A 16,241-nucleotide genomic window follows, 5' to 3' on the forward strand; every position below is an offset into this window, starting at 1 on the left:
ATCTTCAAGTTGACGTAAACCTCTTGATCACCGAGAACGGGAACCGGGGGCCGGAACCGAGAACGGGAACCGGGGCCGGAACCGGGGGCGGGAACCGAGGGCGGGAATGGGAACCGGGAATGGGAACCGGGCGGCGGGATTCGGCTCAGGTGACGGGTGTGGGGGTGGGGGCCGGGCGGGTGGGGGTGATCGGGCGGTCCATCGTGCGCCAGGGGCCGCCCAGCAGTGGGGTGAGGACCACCAGGAGGTAGCAGCAGCCCACGGTGAACAGGACAGGTGTGGTGCCGAAGCGGTCGGCGGCCACCCCGGCGGCGAGCGCGCCCAGCGGGATGCCGGCCCAGCAGCCCGCCCCGATCACCCCGAAGACCCGAGCCCGCAAATGCGCCGGCACCCGTTCCAGCTCCACCGCGCCGAGCAGCGGGTTGATCGCACCGGCGGCGAATCCGGACGTGGCGAAGACCGCGACGATCCAGGGCAGCGGCGGCGCGGCGGCCAGCGCCCAGAAGGGTGGCGCACCGGCCAGGGCGAACGCGGTGACGAGGGTGGCCCGGCGGGGCAGCCGGTGGCCGACCGCGCTGAACAGCAGCGAGCCGGCCAGCGCGCCGCCACCCATCGCGCCGACCAGCAGGCCGAACGCCGTGGCTCCGCCGAGTTCCCGGTCTGCCACCACCGGCAGCAGCACGTTGCTCTTGGTCGCGTCCAAGAAGTTGGTCACCAGCACCAGCAGCACCACCGCCCGCAACAGCGGCTCCCGGGTCAGGAAGCGCACCCCGGCGGCGAAGTCCCGCCAGTAGCCCCCGCCGGCCGGGTCGGTCGGCGGGGCCGGGTGCAGCGAGCGGGGCACCAGCACCGTCACGACCAGCGCGGAGACCGCGAAGGTCGCGGCGTCCAGGGCCAGCACCGGGAGGGCGCCGAGGGTGGCGACGAGCAGCCCGGCCACCGGTGCGCCGATCAGCCGGGCGCCGCGCTCGCTGGCCTCGTACCAGCCGACGGCCCGCTCCAGCGGCACCCCGGCGGCGGTGGCCGCCTCCGGCAGCAGGGCGTTGCGGGCGGTCTGTCCGGGGGTGTCGAGCAGGCCGCTGGCGAAGACCAGCCCGAGCAGTGCCCAGAACGGCAGGCCGACGGTGGCGTCGAGCAGCGGCACCGCGGCGACCGTCAGCCCGGAGACCACATCGGCCAGGACGCTGGCCCGGCGGTAGCCGATCCGGTCCACCAGCACCCCGCCGAGCGCGCCGCCGAGCACCATCGGTACGGCGGCGACCGCGCCGGTCAGGCCGGTGGCGGCGGGCGAGCCGGTCTCGGCGAGCACGTAGAGCGGCAGCGCGATCAGGGTGAGCATGTTGCCGGTGAGCGAGACCGTGTGGCCGACCAGCAGGCCGACCAGCGGGGCGCGATGGCGGGTTTTCGTCACCGTTGGTCCCGGAAGGCGTGGTACATCAACGTCACCGTTGCGGCCCCCGGCCGGGCGGGGTCGCTGCGGGCCTGCCAGCGGGCGGCCAGCGCCTCCAGGTCGGCCCGTAGCTCGATCAGTTCGTCGCTGGTCAGGTGCAGCCAGGAGTCGCTGCTGGCGGTGCCGCGCACCCACTGCGGGTCGAGGGTCGCCTCGACGTCGAGGTAGTGGCCGAGCCGTTCCGTGTACCGGTCGAGGACCGCGCGGCGCAGCAGGTCGGAGGCGGCCCGCCGCTCGGGGTCGGCGAGCAGCTCGACCGGCTCCCAGGACGTCCGGGCGTGGGTCGCGCGCCACCAGCGTTCGCGGCGGTCCCGGGCGTGCTCGGGGGCCTCCTCGACGAAGCCGTGCTCGGCCAGCTTGCCCAGGTGGTAGCTGACCGAGCCGACCGCCTCGTCGATGGCGTCGCTGAGCATGCCGACGCTCTGCGGGCCCCGCACACGCAGCTCGCCGAGCAGCCGCAACCGGGTCGGGTGGGCCAACGCACGCATCGCCCGCGGGTCGGTCAGGTGCCGGGTGTGCTCCTCCGTCATACCGCCACGGTAGAAGAACAACACTTGAAGTACAAGACTTCTTGTCTAACTGGGCGCGGCGGGCCGACGGTCGACGCGCTGCGGACCGCACACCGGGCGGGGACAATCCGACGGGAGCATCGGCCGGCGGACCGGCCGGCCCGTGAGCCGGAGGCGGTGTCGATGAGCGGATCGGCGGTAGCGGCCGGACCCGGCGGGGCCGGGAGCGGGCGGTGACGTCCGGGCTCGCGCTGACCTTCGCGCTCGGCGCGGCCCTCGGCTACGGTGTCGGCTCGGTCCTGCAGGCCGTCGGGGCCCGGCGCGGTGCCAGCACCCTGCGGGCACTCGGCCACCCGCTCTACCTCGCCGGGCTGGGCTGCGACGCGCTGGCCTGGCTCGCCTCCCTGGTCGCCCTCCAGAAGCTGCCCGTGTACGCGGTCCAGTCGGTGACCGCCGGCTCCCTCGCCGTCACCGTGGTCATCGCCCGGATCGTGCTCGGCGCGCGGCTGCGCCGCCGGGACACCGGGGCGATCCTGCTCACCGTCGCCGCCCTCACCGTGATCTCGCTGGCCGCCGGCCCCGAACCGCCGGTCGCCGCGTCGACGGCGCTGCGGTACGGCCTGGCCGTCGCGGCGGTGCTGACCGCCGCCGCCGGGGTCGCTGCCCTGCGGGTGGCCCGGCCGATCGTCGCCGCCACCCTGGCCGGTGTGTCCTGGGGGATCACCGCGCTCTGCGCGCGGGCGTTCACCCCGCCGACCGACCCGCTGGGCCAGCCCGGCACGGTGCTGTGGGACCTGCTGCGGGAGCCGGTCAGCTGGGGACTGGTCGTCTCCGGCGTGGCCGGGACGATCCTCTACGCCCACGCGCTGCGGCACGGGCAGGTCGGGCCGGTCACCGCCGTGCTCTGGGCGGTCGAGATCGTCGTCCCGTCGGTCGCCGGGGTACTGCTGCTCGGCGACGGGGTGCGGGCCGGCTGGCTGCCCTGGGCGGTCCTGGCCACCCTGGCCACCGTGGCCGCGGCGGTGGTGCTGGCCAGCTCACCGGGCACCGCCGACACCGCCGGTGCGGAGGGCGGCCCGGCGTGAACCATTCGGGACGTGGCAACCTGTCCGCAATCAATCGACAGCGCGTGTGCGACATTCACGGGCCGCGGCGGCGCGCGCCGAAGCAATTCCCGCCAGCTCACAAAACGTCGGAGTTCACCTTCCCCCGCACGTCTATCGACGCCGAGATTATTTGACCGCAGTGGCCGCGAGGTTTTCCACCGAGCTTTCCCTGCGCCTGCCGGAATTGCGTAGACGACAGATCAACGACATTCTTCGTCGGTGGCGCCCGGTTCAATGAACGCATGTTGCCGGCGGAGACGGCGATCCACCAGACAGATGCGGAATGGCCCCCCGAGATTGTCTCGGGGGGCCATCGTCGATCGACGCCGACTCGGCCTGTCGTCGCATTGACGAATGACGCGGCAGGGAGCCGGACCCGGTCACCTGCCCATCATGCGATGTGCGGAGACTGCGTGGTCACCAGGCACACCGGCTTGTCGCCACCGGGCCGCCTCGACCGAACCCATGCCTTGTCCAGCGAGGCTGCTGCCGTACTAGAACCCGCAGTAGACGAGACTGCCGTTGTCGGACAGCAGGTCGTCCCGGACCCACCCGGTCTTGCCCGTGCTGTCGTTGCGGAGGAAGGTCCAGGTGTAGCCGTCGTTCCCGCGCGTCCAGCAGTGGTAGTCCAACCGCTGCCCGCTGCCCGCCGTGCCCTTGATGCTGCACGACGTGCTGGACCCGGACCGCATGTTGGCGCCACCACCGGTGGCCCGCCAGGTGCTGCTGTCCTTGTCGTCGACCGACACACCGCAGGCGGCGTGGGCCGAGGCGGGACCTGCCGAGACGACGGGCACGATCGCGGTCGCCGCCATGAGCACGCCGACGGTGATCGTTGCTCGCTTGAGCCTTTGCATGACTTCTCCCCGAATGGTTGGAAGCGGCGAACTCCTGTTTGCGCCGCTTCACCATGGTGAAGCGCATCGACGCTATTGGCTGTCAGCTGTCCGATTCGTGGTCCCATATTATGCTTTATGTCCTATAAATGAATTCGTCCAAAATGGGAGATCGGGGTCGACCGCCTTTGCGGTGATCACACGAAAGCGCGCATGACCAGCGAGAAATTCGCTTCAGTGATCCTGGGGCGGGAAAGCCCGTGCGGCCACCCACACCCGGCGCAGGGCGGTCAGCCGTTTCGGCGTACCGAAAAAATGGCTTGCGGAGATTGCGCGCCGCCCGGCCGGCCGCCGCCAGTACGCGTCCAGCGCACGCCTCAGTGTGCCGGACGGCAGCCCTTGAGCCGGCGGCCCAACTCCCGGGCGATCTCCCGGTTGGCGTCGCGTTCGGCGAGCACCTGCCGCTTGTCGTAGGACCGGCGGCCCCGGGCCAGCCCGATCTCCACCTTGGCCCAGCCGTTGCTGAAGTACATCGACAGCGGCACCAGGGTCACCCCCGGGTCACGCAGCTTCTCCAGGATCCGGGCGATCTCCACCCGGTGCAGCAGCAGCTTGCGGGTCCGCCGGGGCTGGTGGTTGGTCCAGGTGCCGTAGCCGTACTCGGCGATGTGCAGGCCGTACAGCATCAGCTCGCCGTCGCGTTCCTGGGCGAACGCGTCGACCAGCGACACCCGCCCCTCCCGCAGCGACTTCACCTCGGTGCCGGCCAGCACCAGGCCCGCCTCGTAGGACTTGAGGACGGTGTAGTCGTGGCGGGCCTTCTTGTTGACGGCGATGGGCCTGCGCTCCGCGTCCCGCGCCACCACGACCTCCCCGCCCCGCCCGTCCGTCGGCGTCCACCCTACCGTCCGGTCGTGCCCGACCCGTCGGTCCGTGACGACCTGGCATGATCACCGCATGGACGACCTGACGGCGATCATCCCGGAGGACCGGGACTGGACCTTCGTCATCGACGACGGGTGCGCCGAGTGCGGCTTCGTACCGCAGCGGGCCGACACCACCGGGGACCGGCTGCGCGCCACCGTCCCGGTCTGGCGAGCGGTGCTGTCCCGGCCCGACGCGACCCGGCGGCCCGCGCCGACCGTCTGGTCGCCGACGGAGTACGCCTGCCACGTGCGGGACACCTGCCGGATCTTCCGGGGCCGGCTGGCGCTGATGCTCGACGAGGACGACCCGGTCTTCCCCAACTGGGACCAGGACGCCACCGCCGTCGAGGACGACTACCTGCACCAGGACCCGGCACGGGTGGCCGGGGAACTCGCCGACCAGGCCGAGGCGACCGCCGCCGCGTTCGACGCCGTCACGGCCGCGCAGTGGGCCCGGTCGGGCCGGCGCAGCAACGGTTCGGTGTTCACCGTCGGTCGCTTCGCCGTCTACTTCCTGCACGACGTGGAGCACCACGTGCACGACGTCACCCGCCCGACGACCACCCGCTGACCCCCGAGCCGAGGTCGCGGGTGGCCCCCGGGGTCGACGTCGGGGGCGGGGTCGGTCGGTGTGGCGCAGCCCCCGGTGACGCCGCCCGGCCGGTAGGGTCCGCGGCCGTGACCGACGCCGACTTCCTCGCCGAGACCCGCGCCTCGTACGACACGATGGCCGCCGGGTACGCCACCCGGTTCCGGACCGAACTCGCCGCCCGCCCGGTCGACCGGGCCGTGCTCGCCGCGTTCGCCGAGACCGTCCTGGCCGGCGGGGGCGGACCGGTGCTCGACGTCGGCTGCGGCCCGGGCCGGATCACCGGCCACCTGCGCGCTCTCGACCTGAGCGTCACCGGGCTCGACCTCTCCCCGGGGATGCTGGCCCAGGGCCGGCTGGCCCACCCCGACCTGCGTTTCGTCGAGGGGTCCATGCTGGACCTGCCGGTGGCCGACGGCGTCCTGGCCGGCCTGGTCGCCTGGTACAGCGTCATCCACGTGCCCGACGAGTGGCTGCCCCGGGTCTTCGCCGGGTTCCACCGGGTGCTCGCCCCCGGCGGGCACGCGCTCGTCGCCTTCCAGGTCGGCGACGAGACGGTCCGCTACACCGAGGCGTGGGGTGACCCGGTCTCCCTGGCCTTCCGTCGCCGCCAACCGGACCAGGTGGCCGCCCTGCTGCACGCCGCCGGGCTGCCGGAGCGGGCCCGGATGTTGCGCGCCCCGCAGGAGTTCGACGGCGCGACCGAACGCACCCCGCAGGCCTGCCTGCTGGTCCGTCGGGACGACGACCGGGCGTGACCGGGCCGCCACGGCACCTCTATTCTGTTGCGCGGATCTGGCACGCCCGTACGAGGAGGTTGGTGTGAGCACTCGGACCGAGACGCTGGAGTTCCAGGCGGAGACACGCCAGCTGCTGCACCTGATGGTGCACTCCATCTACTCGCACAAGGACGTCTTCCTGCGCGAGTTGATCTCCAACGCCTCCGACGCGTTGGACAAGCTCCGGCTGGAGTCGCTGGTCGACTCCGACCTGGACGTCGACACCTCCGACCTGCACATCGAGCTGGTGGCGGACCCGGAGGCGCGGACCCTCACCATCCGGGACAACGGCATCGGCATGTCCCGCGAGGACGTCGTGTCACTGATCGGCACGATCGCCCGTTCCGGCACCGCCGAGCTGCTGCGCAAGCTCAAGGAGTCCAAGGAGAACGTCGGCGGCGAGCTGATCGGGCAGTTCGGCGTCGGGTTCTACTCGACGTTCATGGTCGCCGACCGGGTGACCCTGCTCACCCGGCGGGCCGGGCAGACCGAGGGCACCCGCTGGGAGTCCACCGGTGAGGGCACGTACGTGGTCGAGACGGTCGACGACGCCCCGCAGGGCACCTCGGTCACCGTGCACCTCAAGCCCGCCGACGACGAGGACAGCCTGCACGACTACACCGACCGGAGCACCATCCGGGAGATCGTCAAGCGGTACTCCGACTTCATCGCCTGGCCGATCCGTACCACCGTGCCGGGCGTCGACGGCGGCGAACCCACCGTGGAGACCCTGAACTCCCGCAAGGCGCTCTGGGCGCGCTCGCGCGACGAGGTCGCCGAGGAGGAGTACCGGGAGTTCTACCGGCACGTCAGCCACGACTGGACCGACCCGCTGGAGACCATCCACATGCGCGGGGAGGGCACCTTCGAGTACGAGGCGCTGCTGTTCCTGCCCGCGCACGCGCCCTACGACCTCTACCAGGCCGACGGCCGTCGCGGGGTGCAGCTCTACGTCAAGCGGGTCTTCGTGATGGACGACTGCGCCGCGCTGATGCCGAGCTACCTGCGCTTCGTCCGGGGTGTGGTGGACGCCCACGACCTGTCGCTGAACATCTCCCGGGAGATCCTCCAGCAGGACCGGCAGATCCAGATCGTCCGTCGCCGGCTGGTCCGCAAGGTGCTCGGCACGGTCAAGGAGATGCGCGCCGGCAATCCCGAGCGGTTCGCCACCTTCTGGTCCGAGTTCGGCCGGGTGGTCAAGGAGGGTCTGCTGGAGGACGCGGACAACACCGAGACCATCCTCGACCTGGTCACGGTCTCCTCCACCCACCACGCCACCGAGCCCACCACGCTGGGCGACTACGTGGCGCGGATGAAGGAGGGCCAGGGCGAGATCTACTACGCCACCGGCGAGAACCGCACCATGCTGGAGAACTCCCCGCACCTGGAGGCGTTCCGGGCCAAGGGCTACGAGGTGCTGCTGCTCACCGACCCGGTCGACGAGGTGTGGGTGGAGCGGGTCGGCCAGTTCGACGGCAAGCCGCTGCGCTCCATCGCCAAGGGGCAGGTGGACCTGGAGACCGAGGAGGAGCGCAAGGCCACCGAGGTCGCCCGGGACCAGCAGAACAAGGAGTACGCCACGCTGCTCACCTTCCTCGGCGAGGCGCTCTCCGAGACGGTGAAGGAGGTCCGGCTCTCCTCCCGGCTGACCACCTCGCCCGCGTGCATCGTCGGCGACGCGAACGACATCACCCCGACCCTGGAGAAGATGTACCGGGCGATGGGGCAGGAGCTGCCGTCGATCAAGCGCATCCTGGAACTCAACCCGACCCACCCGTTGGTCACCGGTCTGCGGGCCGCCCACCAGCGGGGTGACGACCTGTCGTCGCTGACCGAGGCGGCCGAGCTGCTCTACGGCACGGCGCTGCTGGCCGAGGGCGGCGACCTGGCCGACCCGGCCCGGTTCGCCCGGCTGCTCGCCGACCGGCTGGCCCGTACCCTCTGATCCGCTCCGGTCCCGGCCGGGCACCCCCCGGCCGGGACCGGTATGCCGCGCCTCGCCGGACCGCGCCGAGGCCCGGTGTTCAGCCGGTCAGCGGCCCGGGAATGCACCGCGCCGCTGGCCGGACGGCCAATCCCCCACCGGGTGTGCGGGACACCTGGTCGGCCACGTCAGGAACCCGGGTACGGCGCCACACCGGGAATTCCCCGGCGCGCGGGAGCCGCTACGGGCCGCCGTCGGGTACCGACAGCGCCCGGGTCTGCGCCCAGTTCGCGAACGTCGATGTGTCCGCCGCGTCGGCGGATAGGCTGGTTCCTGGTGTGCCGGGAAGTCTGGTCGGCGATGGACGACGTGACCCCTGCCGACGAGGAGTTTCCGTGACCGACGCCGACCGGCGCCGTACCAGCCTGTTCGCCCGCCGTTCGTGGGGCGAGACCAGCCGCATCTCCACCATTCTCCGCAAGGAGACCGTCGGCGGGGCACTCCTGCTCGTCGGGGCGTTGATCGCCCTGGTCTGGTCCAACACTCCCTGGTCGGGGCAGTACCAGGCGCTACGGGACCTCACCGTCGGCCCGGCGGCGCTGCACCTGGATCTCAGCCTCGCCACCTGGGCCGCCGACGGTCTGTTGGCCGTCTTCTTCTTCGTCGCCGGCCTGGAACTCAAGCGCGAGTTCGTCGCCGGTGACCTGCGCGACCCCCGCCGGGCTGCGGTGCCGGTGGCCGCGGCGGTGGGCGGGGTGGTCGTGCCCGCCGTCCTCTACTACGTGATCGCCGCCGGGGCGGGTGCCGACGCCGGTCGGGGCTGGGCCATCCCGACCGCCACCGACATCGCCTTCGCCCTGGCGGTGCTCGCCGTGGTGGGCCGGTTCCTGCCGTCGGCGCTGCGGACCTTCCTGCTCACCCTGGCAGTGGTCGACGACCTGCTCGCCATCATGATCATCGCGGTCTTCTACACTTCGGACCTGTCCGTCGGCCCGCTGCTGGGCGCGTTGCTGCCGCTCGCCGCCTTCGCGTTCCTGGTGCAGCGTCGCGTCCGGTCCTGGTGGCTGCTGCTGCCCCTGGCGGCCCTCACCTGGGTGCTGGTGCACGAGTCGGGCGTGCACGCCACGGTGGCCGGCGTCATGCTCGCCTTCACCGTCCCGGTGGTCCGCAGCGCGGCGGCCGGTGGCCCGGACGCCGGGCCCGGCCTGGCCGAACACTTCGAGCACCGGGTCCGGCCGATCTCCGCCGGGATCGCCGTTCCGCTCTTCGCGTTCCTCTCCGCCGGCGTCACTGTCGGTGGAATCGCCGGACTGGCCACCGCGTTGACCGACCGGGTCGCGGTCGGCATCGTCGTCGGCCTGATCGTCGGCAAGCCGGTCGGCATCCTGATCGCGACCTGGCTGGTGTCCCGGTTCACCCGCGCCGACCTCGACGAGGGCCTCAACTGGCTCGACGTGCTCGGCCTCGCACTGCTCGGCGGAATCGGTTTCACCGTCTCGCTGCTGATCGGGGAACTCGCCTTCGGCCTCGGCAGTGAGCGGGACGACCACGCCAAGATCGCCGTACTCGCCGGCTCGCTGCTGTCTGCGCTGCTGGCCAGCGTCATCCTGCGCGCCCGGGGGCGCGTCTACCGGCGGGTGCACGACGCGGAGAGCGTCGACCTGGACCGCGACGGCGTGCCGGACGTCTTCGAACCGGAGTCGGAGCGCCCCGCCGGGCGGTGACCCGGCCACCGCAGCGGTGCCCCCCACCTGGTCGCTATGATCACCGCGATCCGAGGAGCGCCGGGAAGTCTGGTCGGCACCGTGCTGGTCCGTGCCCCGGAAGGTCTCGCCGTGCTGCTGCTCTGCTTCGCCGCCGTCCTGCTCGCCGCAGTGCTGGTGTCCGCCCTGGCCCACCGGACGATCCTGTCCACCGCGGCGTTGTTCCTGGTCGCCGGGTTTCTGCTCGGTGAGAACACCACCGGGGTGCTGCACCTGCGGGCCGACTCGCCGATCGTGGCGCAATTGGCCGAGCTGGCGTTGTTCGCGGTGCTGTTCACCGACGGGATGCGGGTCGGCTGGGCCGACCTGCGCGCGGCCTGGCGGCTGCCGGGCCGCGCGTTGGGCTGGGGCCTGCCCCTGACCCTGCTGGTGACGGCGGTGCTGGCGCACTACGTGGCCGGGCTGGACTGGCCGGAGGCGCTGCTGATCGGCGCGATCCTGGCCCCCACCGACCCGGTGTTCGCCGCCGCGCTGGTCGGCAACGACAAGGTGCCGGCCCGGCTGCGGCACCTGCTCAACGTCGAGTCCGGGGTCAACGACGGCCTGGCGCTGCCGTTCGTGGTGGTGCTGCTCGCGGTCGCGGCTGGCTCTACCGACCTGCACCTGGGGGATTTGGGCACCGAGTTGGCGGTGGGGTTGCTCATCGGGGTGCTGGTGCCGCTGGCGGCGATCGCGTTGGAACGGACCCGGTGGTTCGCCGCTTCGGCGGCGTACGCGCCGCTCAACGGGGTCGCCATCGGCCTGCTCGTGCTGGCGCTGGGCAAGGTCACCCACGGCAACCTGTTCCTGGCCGCTTTCGCCGCCGGCATCACGGTGGCCACCTTCGGGCCCCGGGAACGGGCCGCGTTCGAGCACTTCGGGGAGAACGTCGCCGAGTTGTTGAAGCTGGCGGCACTGCTGGTGTTCGGTGCGCTGATCTCGGTGGAGTTCCTCGGCGAGATCTCCTGGGCTGGCTGGGTCTTCGCGGTGCTGGCGATCGTGGTGGCCCGTCCGCTCGCGTTGTGGATCTCCTTCCTGCGCTCGGGGCTGAGCCTGCGCGAGCAGGCCGCCGCGATGTGGTTCGGGCCGAAGGGGTTCGCCTCGGTCGTTTACGGGCTGCTGGTCCTGGAGTCCGGCATCGCCGCCGGTGACGAGGTGTTCCACCTGGTCGCGCTGACCATCGTCATCTCGATTTTGGCGCACTCCTCCACCGACGTGGTGGTGGCGCGCGCCTTCGACGAGGCCCGGGAGGCACCGGCGTGGCACGGGGTGGTGCACCGGTGGCGACGCGCTGTCCCTCGCCCCTCGCCTGTCTCCCGGCCGAGACCGGGAGACAGGGCCGACCGGCCCGGCGACGCCGACGACGCTCAGGCCAGCACGAAGTAACGCAGCCACAGGTACGGCACGGCCAGCCCCACCGTGACCAGGGTCACGACCAGCCCGTACCGGGTGAACTGCCAGAAGGTGATCCGCTGCCCGGCGCGTTCGGCCAGCCCCAGCACCACGACGTTGGCGGACGCGCCGACGGCGGTGGCGTTGCCACCGAGGTCGGCACCGAGGGCCAGCGCCCACCAGAGCACCCGGGACTGGCCGGTGTCGCCGTCGGCGTTGACCATGTCGGCAACGACCGGGCTCATGGTCGCGACGTAGGGGATGTTGTCGACGATCGCCGACAACGCGGCCGATCCCCACAGCAGCACCATCGTGGCGGGCAGCAGGCGGTCGGCGGTGGCGTCGATCGCGGCCCGGGAGATCTGCTCGACCACCCCGGTGTTGACCAGCGCACCGACCATGATGAACAGGCCGGCGAAGAAGACCAGGGTGGGCCACTCGACGTCCCGGCTGACCTCCCCCGCGTCCAGCCGGGACAGCGCGAGCAGGAGCAGCCCGCCGAGCAGGGCGACCACCGCCGGTTCGAGATGCAGCGTGGTGTGCAGGACGAATGCGGCGGTCACCGCGCCGAGCACCGTCAGCCCGAGGACGAGCAGTCGAGGATCCCGGATCGCGTCCCTCTCCCGCAGTGCGGCGATCTGCGCGGCGCGGGTGGGGTCGTAGCGGAAAGCCCGCCGAAACAGCACCCGGCACAGGCCCAGGAAGACCACCAGCAGCACCACCACCAGGGGGGCGAGGTGGGCCAGGAAGTCGTTGTAGCTCAGCCCGCCCCGACTGCCGATGATGATGTTCGGGGGATCGCCGACCAGGGTGGCGGTACCGCCGATGTTCGACGCCATCGCCTCGGCGATGAGGAACGGCACCGCCGGCACGTCCAGGCGCTCGCACACCAGAAACGTCACGGGGGCGATGAGCAGCACGGTGGTGACGTTGTCCAGGGCCGCCGAGGCGATGGCGGTGATCAGCACCAGGATCACCATCACCCGGAACGGCCGTCCCTGGGCGCGCTTGGCCGCCCACACCGCGACGTACTCGAACGCGCCGGTGCGTTTGAGCACCGCGACGATGAGCATCATGCCGACGAGCAGAAAGATGACGTTCCAGTCGATGCCGGACCGCTCGGAGAAGAAGGCGTGCTCGGTGTCGGTGGCCCCGATCAGGAACATCACCGCCGCGCCGCCGAGGGCGGCGGCGACCCGGTGGATCTTCTCGGTGGCGATCAGCACGTACGCGACGGTGAAGACGGCCACTGCCGCCCAGGCCAGGCCGCTCACGCCGTGCCCAGCATCCGGTCGAGCAGAGCATCCAGGGTGATTCCGCCCGTCATCGCCGCGCCCCGGGCGGCGACCGCGACCAGTGGGCTGCGTTTCTGGGCCATCACCGCGGCGACCTCCAGGATGGTGGCCTGCGGTTCGACCACGGGTGGTCCCGGCTGCTCGTGGGGCAGCAGGTCGGCCACCGTACGGCCCTCGGCACCGCGCAGGAACACGTCCGCCGACGGCTCATCGATCATCCGGGCCAGGGTCGGATCCTCCCGGCAGTAGCCGGGAATGACTAGGCGCAGCACCTGGGTGCCCGGCAGGACCGTGACGGGACGACCGGCGGCGTCGACGACGATCAGTCCGGGCAGGTTGTGCCCGGCGAGCAGCCGGGCCGCCTCCAGCACGGGGGCGTCGACGGTGATCGTGGGAAACGGCACCGCCAGGTCCTTGGCGCGCACGGCGACTCCTCGAAGGTGTTTCGGGCACGGGTTAGCGCACGCCGACCAGTCTTCCCGGCACACCTGCGGTCACCCTAGTACGAACTCCGCCGATCGACAGGAGTCAGCGTGTCGCCCACGGCCGCCGACCGGATGCCAGTCAGGCCGGGTAGGCACGCGCCTCGGTAGCCTGGACGGTCGCCCAGACCTGTTGCCCGGGGAGCAGCCGCAGCCCGGCGGCGACCGCCGGGGTGACTTCGGCAGCGGCGGAGACCGCCCCGGTCAGCCGCACCCGCAGCCGGTCCCCGTGCCGGTGCACCCCGGCGACGGTCGCGGGCCAGCCGTGCGGCGGGCCACCGTCGGTCCGTGGGTCGTCGGGTCGCTGCGGGCGCAGGGAGACGGCGGTGGGCGGGAAGACCACGAAGGCGTCCCCGGTGAGCCGGTCGGTGGTCGGGACGGTGAACCCGTCGGCGAGGTGGACCCGCCGGCCGTCCGCCCGGCCTCGGCACAGGTTGAGCCCGACCAGCCGGGCCACGTACTCGGTGCGGGGCCGGGTGGTGACGGTGCCGGGATCCCCCTCCTGGACCACCCGGCCGTCCTCGACGACGACCAACCGGTCAGCCAGCGCCAGGGCGTCCAGCGGATCGTGGGTGACCAGCAGGGCGGCCCCGGGATGGTCGGTGAGGTGGCGGTGCAGGTGGGCCCGGACGTCCAGCCGGGTGCCGGCGTCCAGCGCGGCGAGCGGCTCGTCGAGCAGCAGCAGGGTCGGGTCGACGGCGAGCGCCCGGGCCAGCGCCACCCGCTGGGCCTGCCCGCCGGAGAGCTGCCGGGGTCGCCGCCCGGCGTGCGCGCCCAGGCCGACCCGCTCCAGCCAGGCGGTGGCCCGCTCCCGGGCGGCCCGTCGGGGCAGCCCCTGCCGCCGGAGCCCGAAGGCGACGTTGTCCCGGGCGGTCAGGTGCGGGAAGAGCAGGTAGTCCTGGAACACCACGCCGACCGGTCGCCGCTCGGGCGGCACGAACCGCCGCGCGTCCGGGCGGTCCAGCTCGATCCCGTCCAGGCGCAGCCAGCCGGCGGTCAGCGGGTGCAGCCCGGCGAGGGCGCGCAGCGTGGTGGTCTTGCCGGCCCCGTTCGGGCCGAGGAGCGCGACCACCTCACCGGCGGCGATCCGCAGCCGGACGTCCAGCCGGAAACCGGCCCGGTCGACGACCAGGTGACCGTCCAGCAGCGGGCCGGTCACGGAGCCGTGATCCAGCGGTCGCGCAGCCCGGCGAGGATCACCACCGAGACGGTGAGCAGCACCAGGCTGAGTACGACGGCGGCCTCCAGGTCGGTCTCCAGGGCCAGGTAGACCGCGAGCGGCATGGTCTGGGTCCGGCCCGGGTAGTTGCCGGCGAAGGTGATGGTTGCGCCGAACTCGCCGAGCGCCCGCGCCCAGCACAGCACCGCCCCGGCGGCGATGCCGGGGGCGACCAGCGGCAGGGTGACCCGGGTGAAGGTGGTCCACCGGCCGGCGCCCAGGGTGGCGGCGGCCTCCTCGTAGCGGTGGTCGGCGCCGCGCAGCGCCCCCTCCACCGCGATGATCAGGAACGGCATCGCCACGAACGCCTCGGCGAGCACCACGCCGGTGGTGGTGAACGGCAGGGTGACCCCGAAGGTGGCGTCCAGCCAGCCGCCGAGCGGCCCGCGCCGGCCGAGGACCAGCAGCAGCGCCACCCCGCCGACCACCGGCGGCAGCACCAGCGGCACGGTGACCAGTGCCCGGACCAGCCGCCGGCCGGGGAACTCCACCCGGGCCAGCAACCAGGCCAGGGGTACGCCCAGGGCGAGGCAGAGCAGCGTGGCTAGGGTGGCGCACTGGACGGACAGCCGCAGCGCGGTGAGCACCCCGGGCGCGGTGAGCCGCGACCCCAGCGACGTCCACGGGGTGCGCAGCAGCAGGCCACCCAACGGCAGCACCAGGAACAGCAGGCCGAGGGCGGCGGGTACGAGCAGCGCCACCGGCACCCGCTGACCGGTGCCGCGCCGCCGCCGGGTGCGCGGGCTCACGAGCCGGACGGCGGCTGGAATCCGGCGTCGGTGAGGGCCGCCCGGCCGGGCGCGGAACGGACCAGCTCGACGAAGGCCCGGGCGGCGGTCGGGTTCGGCGCGTCGGCCAGCACCACGATCGGACAGTCGTTGACGGCGCGGGCGGACTCGGGGAACTCGACGCCGTCGACGTCGAGGTCGGCCGACCGGGCGTCGGTGCGGTACACCAGGGCGGCGTCGACCTCACCGAGCTTCACCTTGGCCAGTGCCCCCTTGACGTCCTGTTCGAGGGTGACCGGGGTGAGCCGGACCCCGGCCGCATCCAGGGCGGTGGTCGCCGCCGCCCCACACGGCACCTGGGCGGCGCACAGGGCGACCTTCAGCCCCGGCCGGGTCAGGTCGGCCAGCCCGGCGACACGCTGCGGGTTGCCCTCGGGTACGGCGATGACGAGCTGGTTGCGGGCGAAGACGGCGGGTGTGCCGGCGGCGTGGCCGGCGTCGGTGACGGTGGCCATGTTCCTCGGGGCGGCGGAGGCGAAGACGTCGGCAGGCGCCCCCTGGGTGATCTGGGTGGCCAGCGCGGAGCTGCCGGCGAAGTTGAAGGTCACCGTGGTGCCCGGGTGGTCCGCCTCGAACCGCCGGCCGAGGGCGGTGAACGACTCGGTCAGCGACGCGGCGGCGAAGACGGTCACCGTGCCGGTCGGGTCGCCGTCGGCGGCCGGTGCCGGGGTGTCGGCACCGCATCCGGCGAGCACGAGGACGGTCGCGGCGAGCAGGCCGGCGAGGGCGCGGGCGGGACGGCTCACGGCTGGCTCCGTCCCCTGGCGGCACCGACCGGGGTGGGTCGCTCGACCACGACGGTGGTCGACTTGATCACCGCGACGGCCACCGAGCCGACCGTGAGCCCCAGCTCGTCGACCGCCTCCCGGCTCATCAGCGAGACGATCCGGAACGGCCCGGCCTGGATGTCGACCTGGGCCATCACGGTGTCCCGGACGACGGCGGTGACGATCCCGCGGAGCCGGTTGCGGGCCGAGGAGAACTCGGCGCCCTCGTCCGGCCCGGCGGACTGGGCCCGGACGAAGCCGGCCAGGTCGACGCCGTCGACGAGGCGGTGACCGTGCGCGTCCCGCTGGGCGGGCAGCCGGCCGGCGTCCACCCAGCGCCGCACGGTGTCGTCGCTGACGCCGAGCAACTCGGCGGCCTCGCGGATCCGGAAGACACTCACCCGGTTACCCTAGCGGCTCGCAGGTGCGGGCCGGAA

At 72.7% G+C, this 16,241-nt stretch carries 16 protein-coding genes; 6 read left to right on the forward strand and 10 right to left on the reverse strand.

The window, feature by feature from the left end; translation table 11 throughout:
* Nucleotides 1–145: 145 nt before the first annotated feature.
* The gene (locus O7625_RS21485) at nucleotides 146–1,411 is read right to left on the reverse strand and encodes an MFS transporter (RefSeq protein WP_282340979.1); all 1,266 of its coding nucleotides are present in this window, start codon (nucleotides 1,409–1,411) and stop codon (nucleotides 146–148) included.
* On the reverse strand, nucleotides 1,408–1,980 hold the full coding sequence (locus O7625_RS21490) for a helix-turn-helix domain-containing protein (protein ID WP_282340981.1): 573 nt from the start codon (nucleotides 1,978–1,980) through the stop codon (nucleotides 1,408–1,410). Before O7625_RS21490 ends, O7625_RS21485 begins: the two co-directional genes overlap by 4 nt.
* A gap of 212 nt (nucleotides 1,981–2,192) precedes the next feature.
* On the opposite strand from O7625_RS21490, the gene O7625_RS21495 reads away from it, so the two are divergent.
* Nucleotides 2,193–3,044: a hypothetical protein gene (locus tag O7625_RS21495; RefSeq protein WP_282340982.1), complete on the forward strand. Its 852-nt coding sequence runs from the start codon at nucleotides 2,193–2,195 to the stop codon at nucleotides 3,042–3,044.
* A 515-nt stretch (nucleotides 3,045–3,559) separates the two neighbouring features.
* On the opposite strand, the gene O7625_RS21500 is transcribed toward O7625_RS21495, so the two are convergent.
* The gene (locus O7625_RS21500) at nucleotides 3,560–3,922 is read right to left on the reverse strand and encodes an SH3 domain-containing protein (protein ID WP_282340983.1); all 363 of its coding nucleotides are present in this window, start codon (nucleotides 3,920–3,922) and stop codon (nucleotides 3,560–3,562) included.
* Between the two features lie 356 nt (nucleotides 3,923–4,278).
* On the reverse strand, nucleotides 4,279–4,764 hold the full coding sequence (smpB, locus tag O7625_RS21505) for an SsrA-binding protein SmpB (protein WP_282340984.1): 486 nt from the start codon (nucleotides 4,762–4,764) through the stop codon (nucleotides 4,279–4,281).
* A 94-nt stretch (nucleotides 4,765–4,858) separates the two neighbouring features.
* Here smpB and O7625_RS21510 point away from each other — a divergent pair, with 94 nt between their 5' ends.
* The 5 genes from O7625_RS21510 to O7625_RS21530 all read left to right on the forward strand — a co-directional run bounded on the left by O7625_RS21510 (nucleotide 4,859) and on the right by O7625_RS21530 (nucleotide 11,247).
* Nucleotides 4,859–5,398 (forward strand): DinB family protein, encoded by a 540-nt coding sequence (locus tag O7625_RS21510; RefSeq protein ID WP_282340985.1) that lies wholly within the window; start codon nucleotides 4,859–4,861, stop codon nucleotides 5,396–5,398.
* Between the two features lie 107 nt (nucleotides 5,399–5,505).
* Nucleotides 5,506–6,174 (forward strand): class I SAM-dependent methyltransferase, encoded by a 669-nt coding sequence (locus O7625_RS21515; RefSeq protein WP_282340987.1) that lies wholly within the window; start codon nucleotides 5,506–5,508, stop codon nucleotides 6,172–6,174.
* 64 nt (nucleotides 6,175–6,238) lie between these two features.
* Nucleotides 6,239–8,140, forward strand: coding sequence for a molecular chaperone HtpG (gene htpG / locus O7625_RS21520; protein WP_084261314.1), 1,902 nt, complete (start codon nucleotides 6,239–6,241; stop codon nucleotides 8,138–8,140).
* Between the two features lie 374 nt (nucleotides 8,141–8,514).
* Entirely contained in the window at nucleotides 8,515–9,843 is a 1,329-nt protein-coding gene (gene nhaA / locus O7625_RS21525) for a Na+/H+ antiporter NhaA (RefSeq protein WP_282340990.1), read from the forward strand.
* Nucleotides 9,844–9,954: 111 nt separating this feature from the next.
* Entirely contained in the window at nucleotides 9,955–11,247 is a 1,293-nt protein-coding gene (locus O7625_RS21530) for a cation:proton antiporter (RefSeq protein WP_282347042.1), read from the forward strand.
* Here O7625_RS21530 and O7625_RS21535 read toward each other — a convergent pair.
* The 6 genes from O7625_RS21535 to O7625_RS21560 all read right to left on the reverse strand — a co-directional run bounded on the left by O7625_RS21535 (nucleotide 11,229) and on the right by O7625_RS21560 (nucleotide 16,205).
* Nucleotides 11,229–12,527 carry an ArsB/NhaD family transporter gene (locus O7625_RS21535; protein WP_282340992.1) on the reverse strand — a complete coding sequence of 433 codons (1,299 nt, stop codon included), beginning with the start codon at nucleotides 12,525–12,527 and terminating at the stop codon, nucleotides 11,229–11,231. The genes O7625_RS21530 and O7625_RS21535 overlap by 19 nt on opposite strands.
* The gene (locus tag O7625_RS21540) at nucleotides 12,524–12,973 is read right to left on the reverse strand and encodes a CBS domain-containing protein (protein WP_282340994.1); all 450 of its coding nucleotides are present in this window, start codon (nucleotides 12,971–12,973) and stop codon (nucleotides 12,524–12,526) included. The genes O7625_RS21535 and O7625_RS21540 overlap by 4 nt, the downstream gene beginning before the upstream one ends.
* A 139-nt stretch (nucleotides 12,974–13,112) precedes the next feature.
* The gene (locus tag O7625_RS21545) at nucleotides 13,113–14,204 is read right to left on the reverse strand and encodes an ABC transporter ATP-binding protein (RefSeq protein ID WP_282347043.1); all 1,092 of its coding nucleotides are present in this window, start codon (nucleotides 14,202–14,204) and stop codon (nucleotides 13,113–13,115) included.
* Nucleotides 14,186–15,019: an ABC transporter permease gene (locus tag O7625_RS21550; protein ID WP_282347044.1), complete on the reverse strand. Its 834-nt coding sequence runs from the start codon at nucleotides 15,017–15,019 to the stop codon at nucleotides 14,186–14,188. Before O7625_RS21550 ends, O7625_RS21545 begins: the two co-directional genes overlap by 19 nt.
* Nucleotides 14,995–15,783, reverse strand: a complete 789-nt coding sequence (modA, locus tag O7625_RS21555; RefSeq protein ID WP_282340995.1) for a molybdate ABC transporter substrate-binding protein — start codon at nucleotides 15,781–15,783, stop codon at nucleotides 14,995–14,997. The genes O7625_RS21550 and modA overlap by 25 nt, the downstream gene beginning before the upstream one ends.
* Complete coding sequence (locus O7625_RS21560) at nucleotides 15,780–16,205, reverse strand: TOBE domain-containing protein (protein ID WP_067308638.1); 426 nt, start codon at nucleotides 16,203–16,205, stop codon at nucleotides 15,780–15,782. The genes modA and O7625_RS21560 overlap by 4 nt, the downstream gene beginning before the upstream one ends.
* Nucleotides 16,206–16,241: the final 36 nt, after the last annotated feature.

The sequence above is a fragment of the Micromonospora sp. WMMD714 genome, from assembly GCF_029581315.1.
Lineage (GTDB): Bacteria > Actinomycetota > Actinomycetes > Mycobacteriales > Micromonosporaceae > Micromonospora > Micromonospora rifamycinica.

Bases quoted from the DNA above. Each gene is read 5' to 3' on its own strand.
- O7625_RS21490 (WP_282340981.1), bottom strand. From the start codon at position 1,980: ATGACGGAGGAGCACACCCGGCACCTGACCGACCCGCGGGCGATGCGT.
- O7625_RS21500 (WP_282340983.1), bottom strand. From the start codon at position 3,922: ATGCAAAGGCTCAAGCGAGCAACGATCACCGTCGGCGTGCTCATGGCG.
- O7625_RS21510 (WP_282340985.1), top strand. From the start codon at position 4,859: ATGGACGACCTGACGGCGATCATCCCGGAGGACCGGGACTGGACCTTC.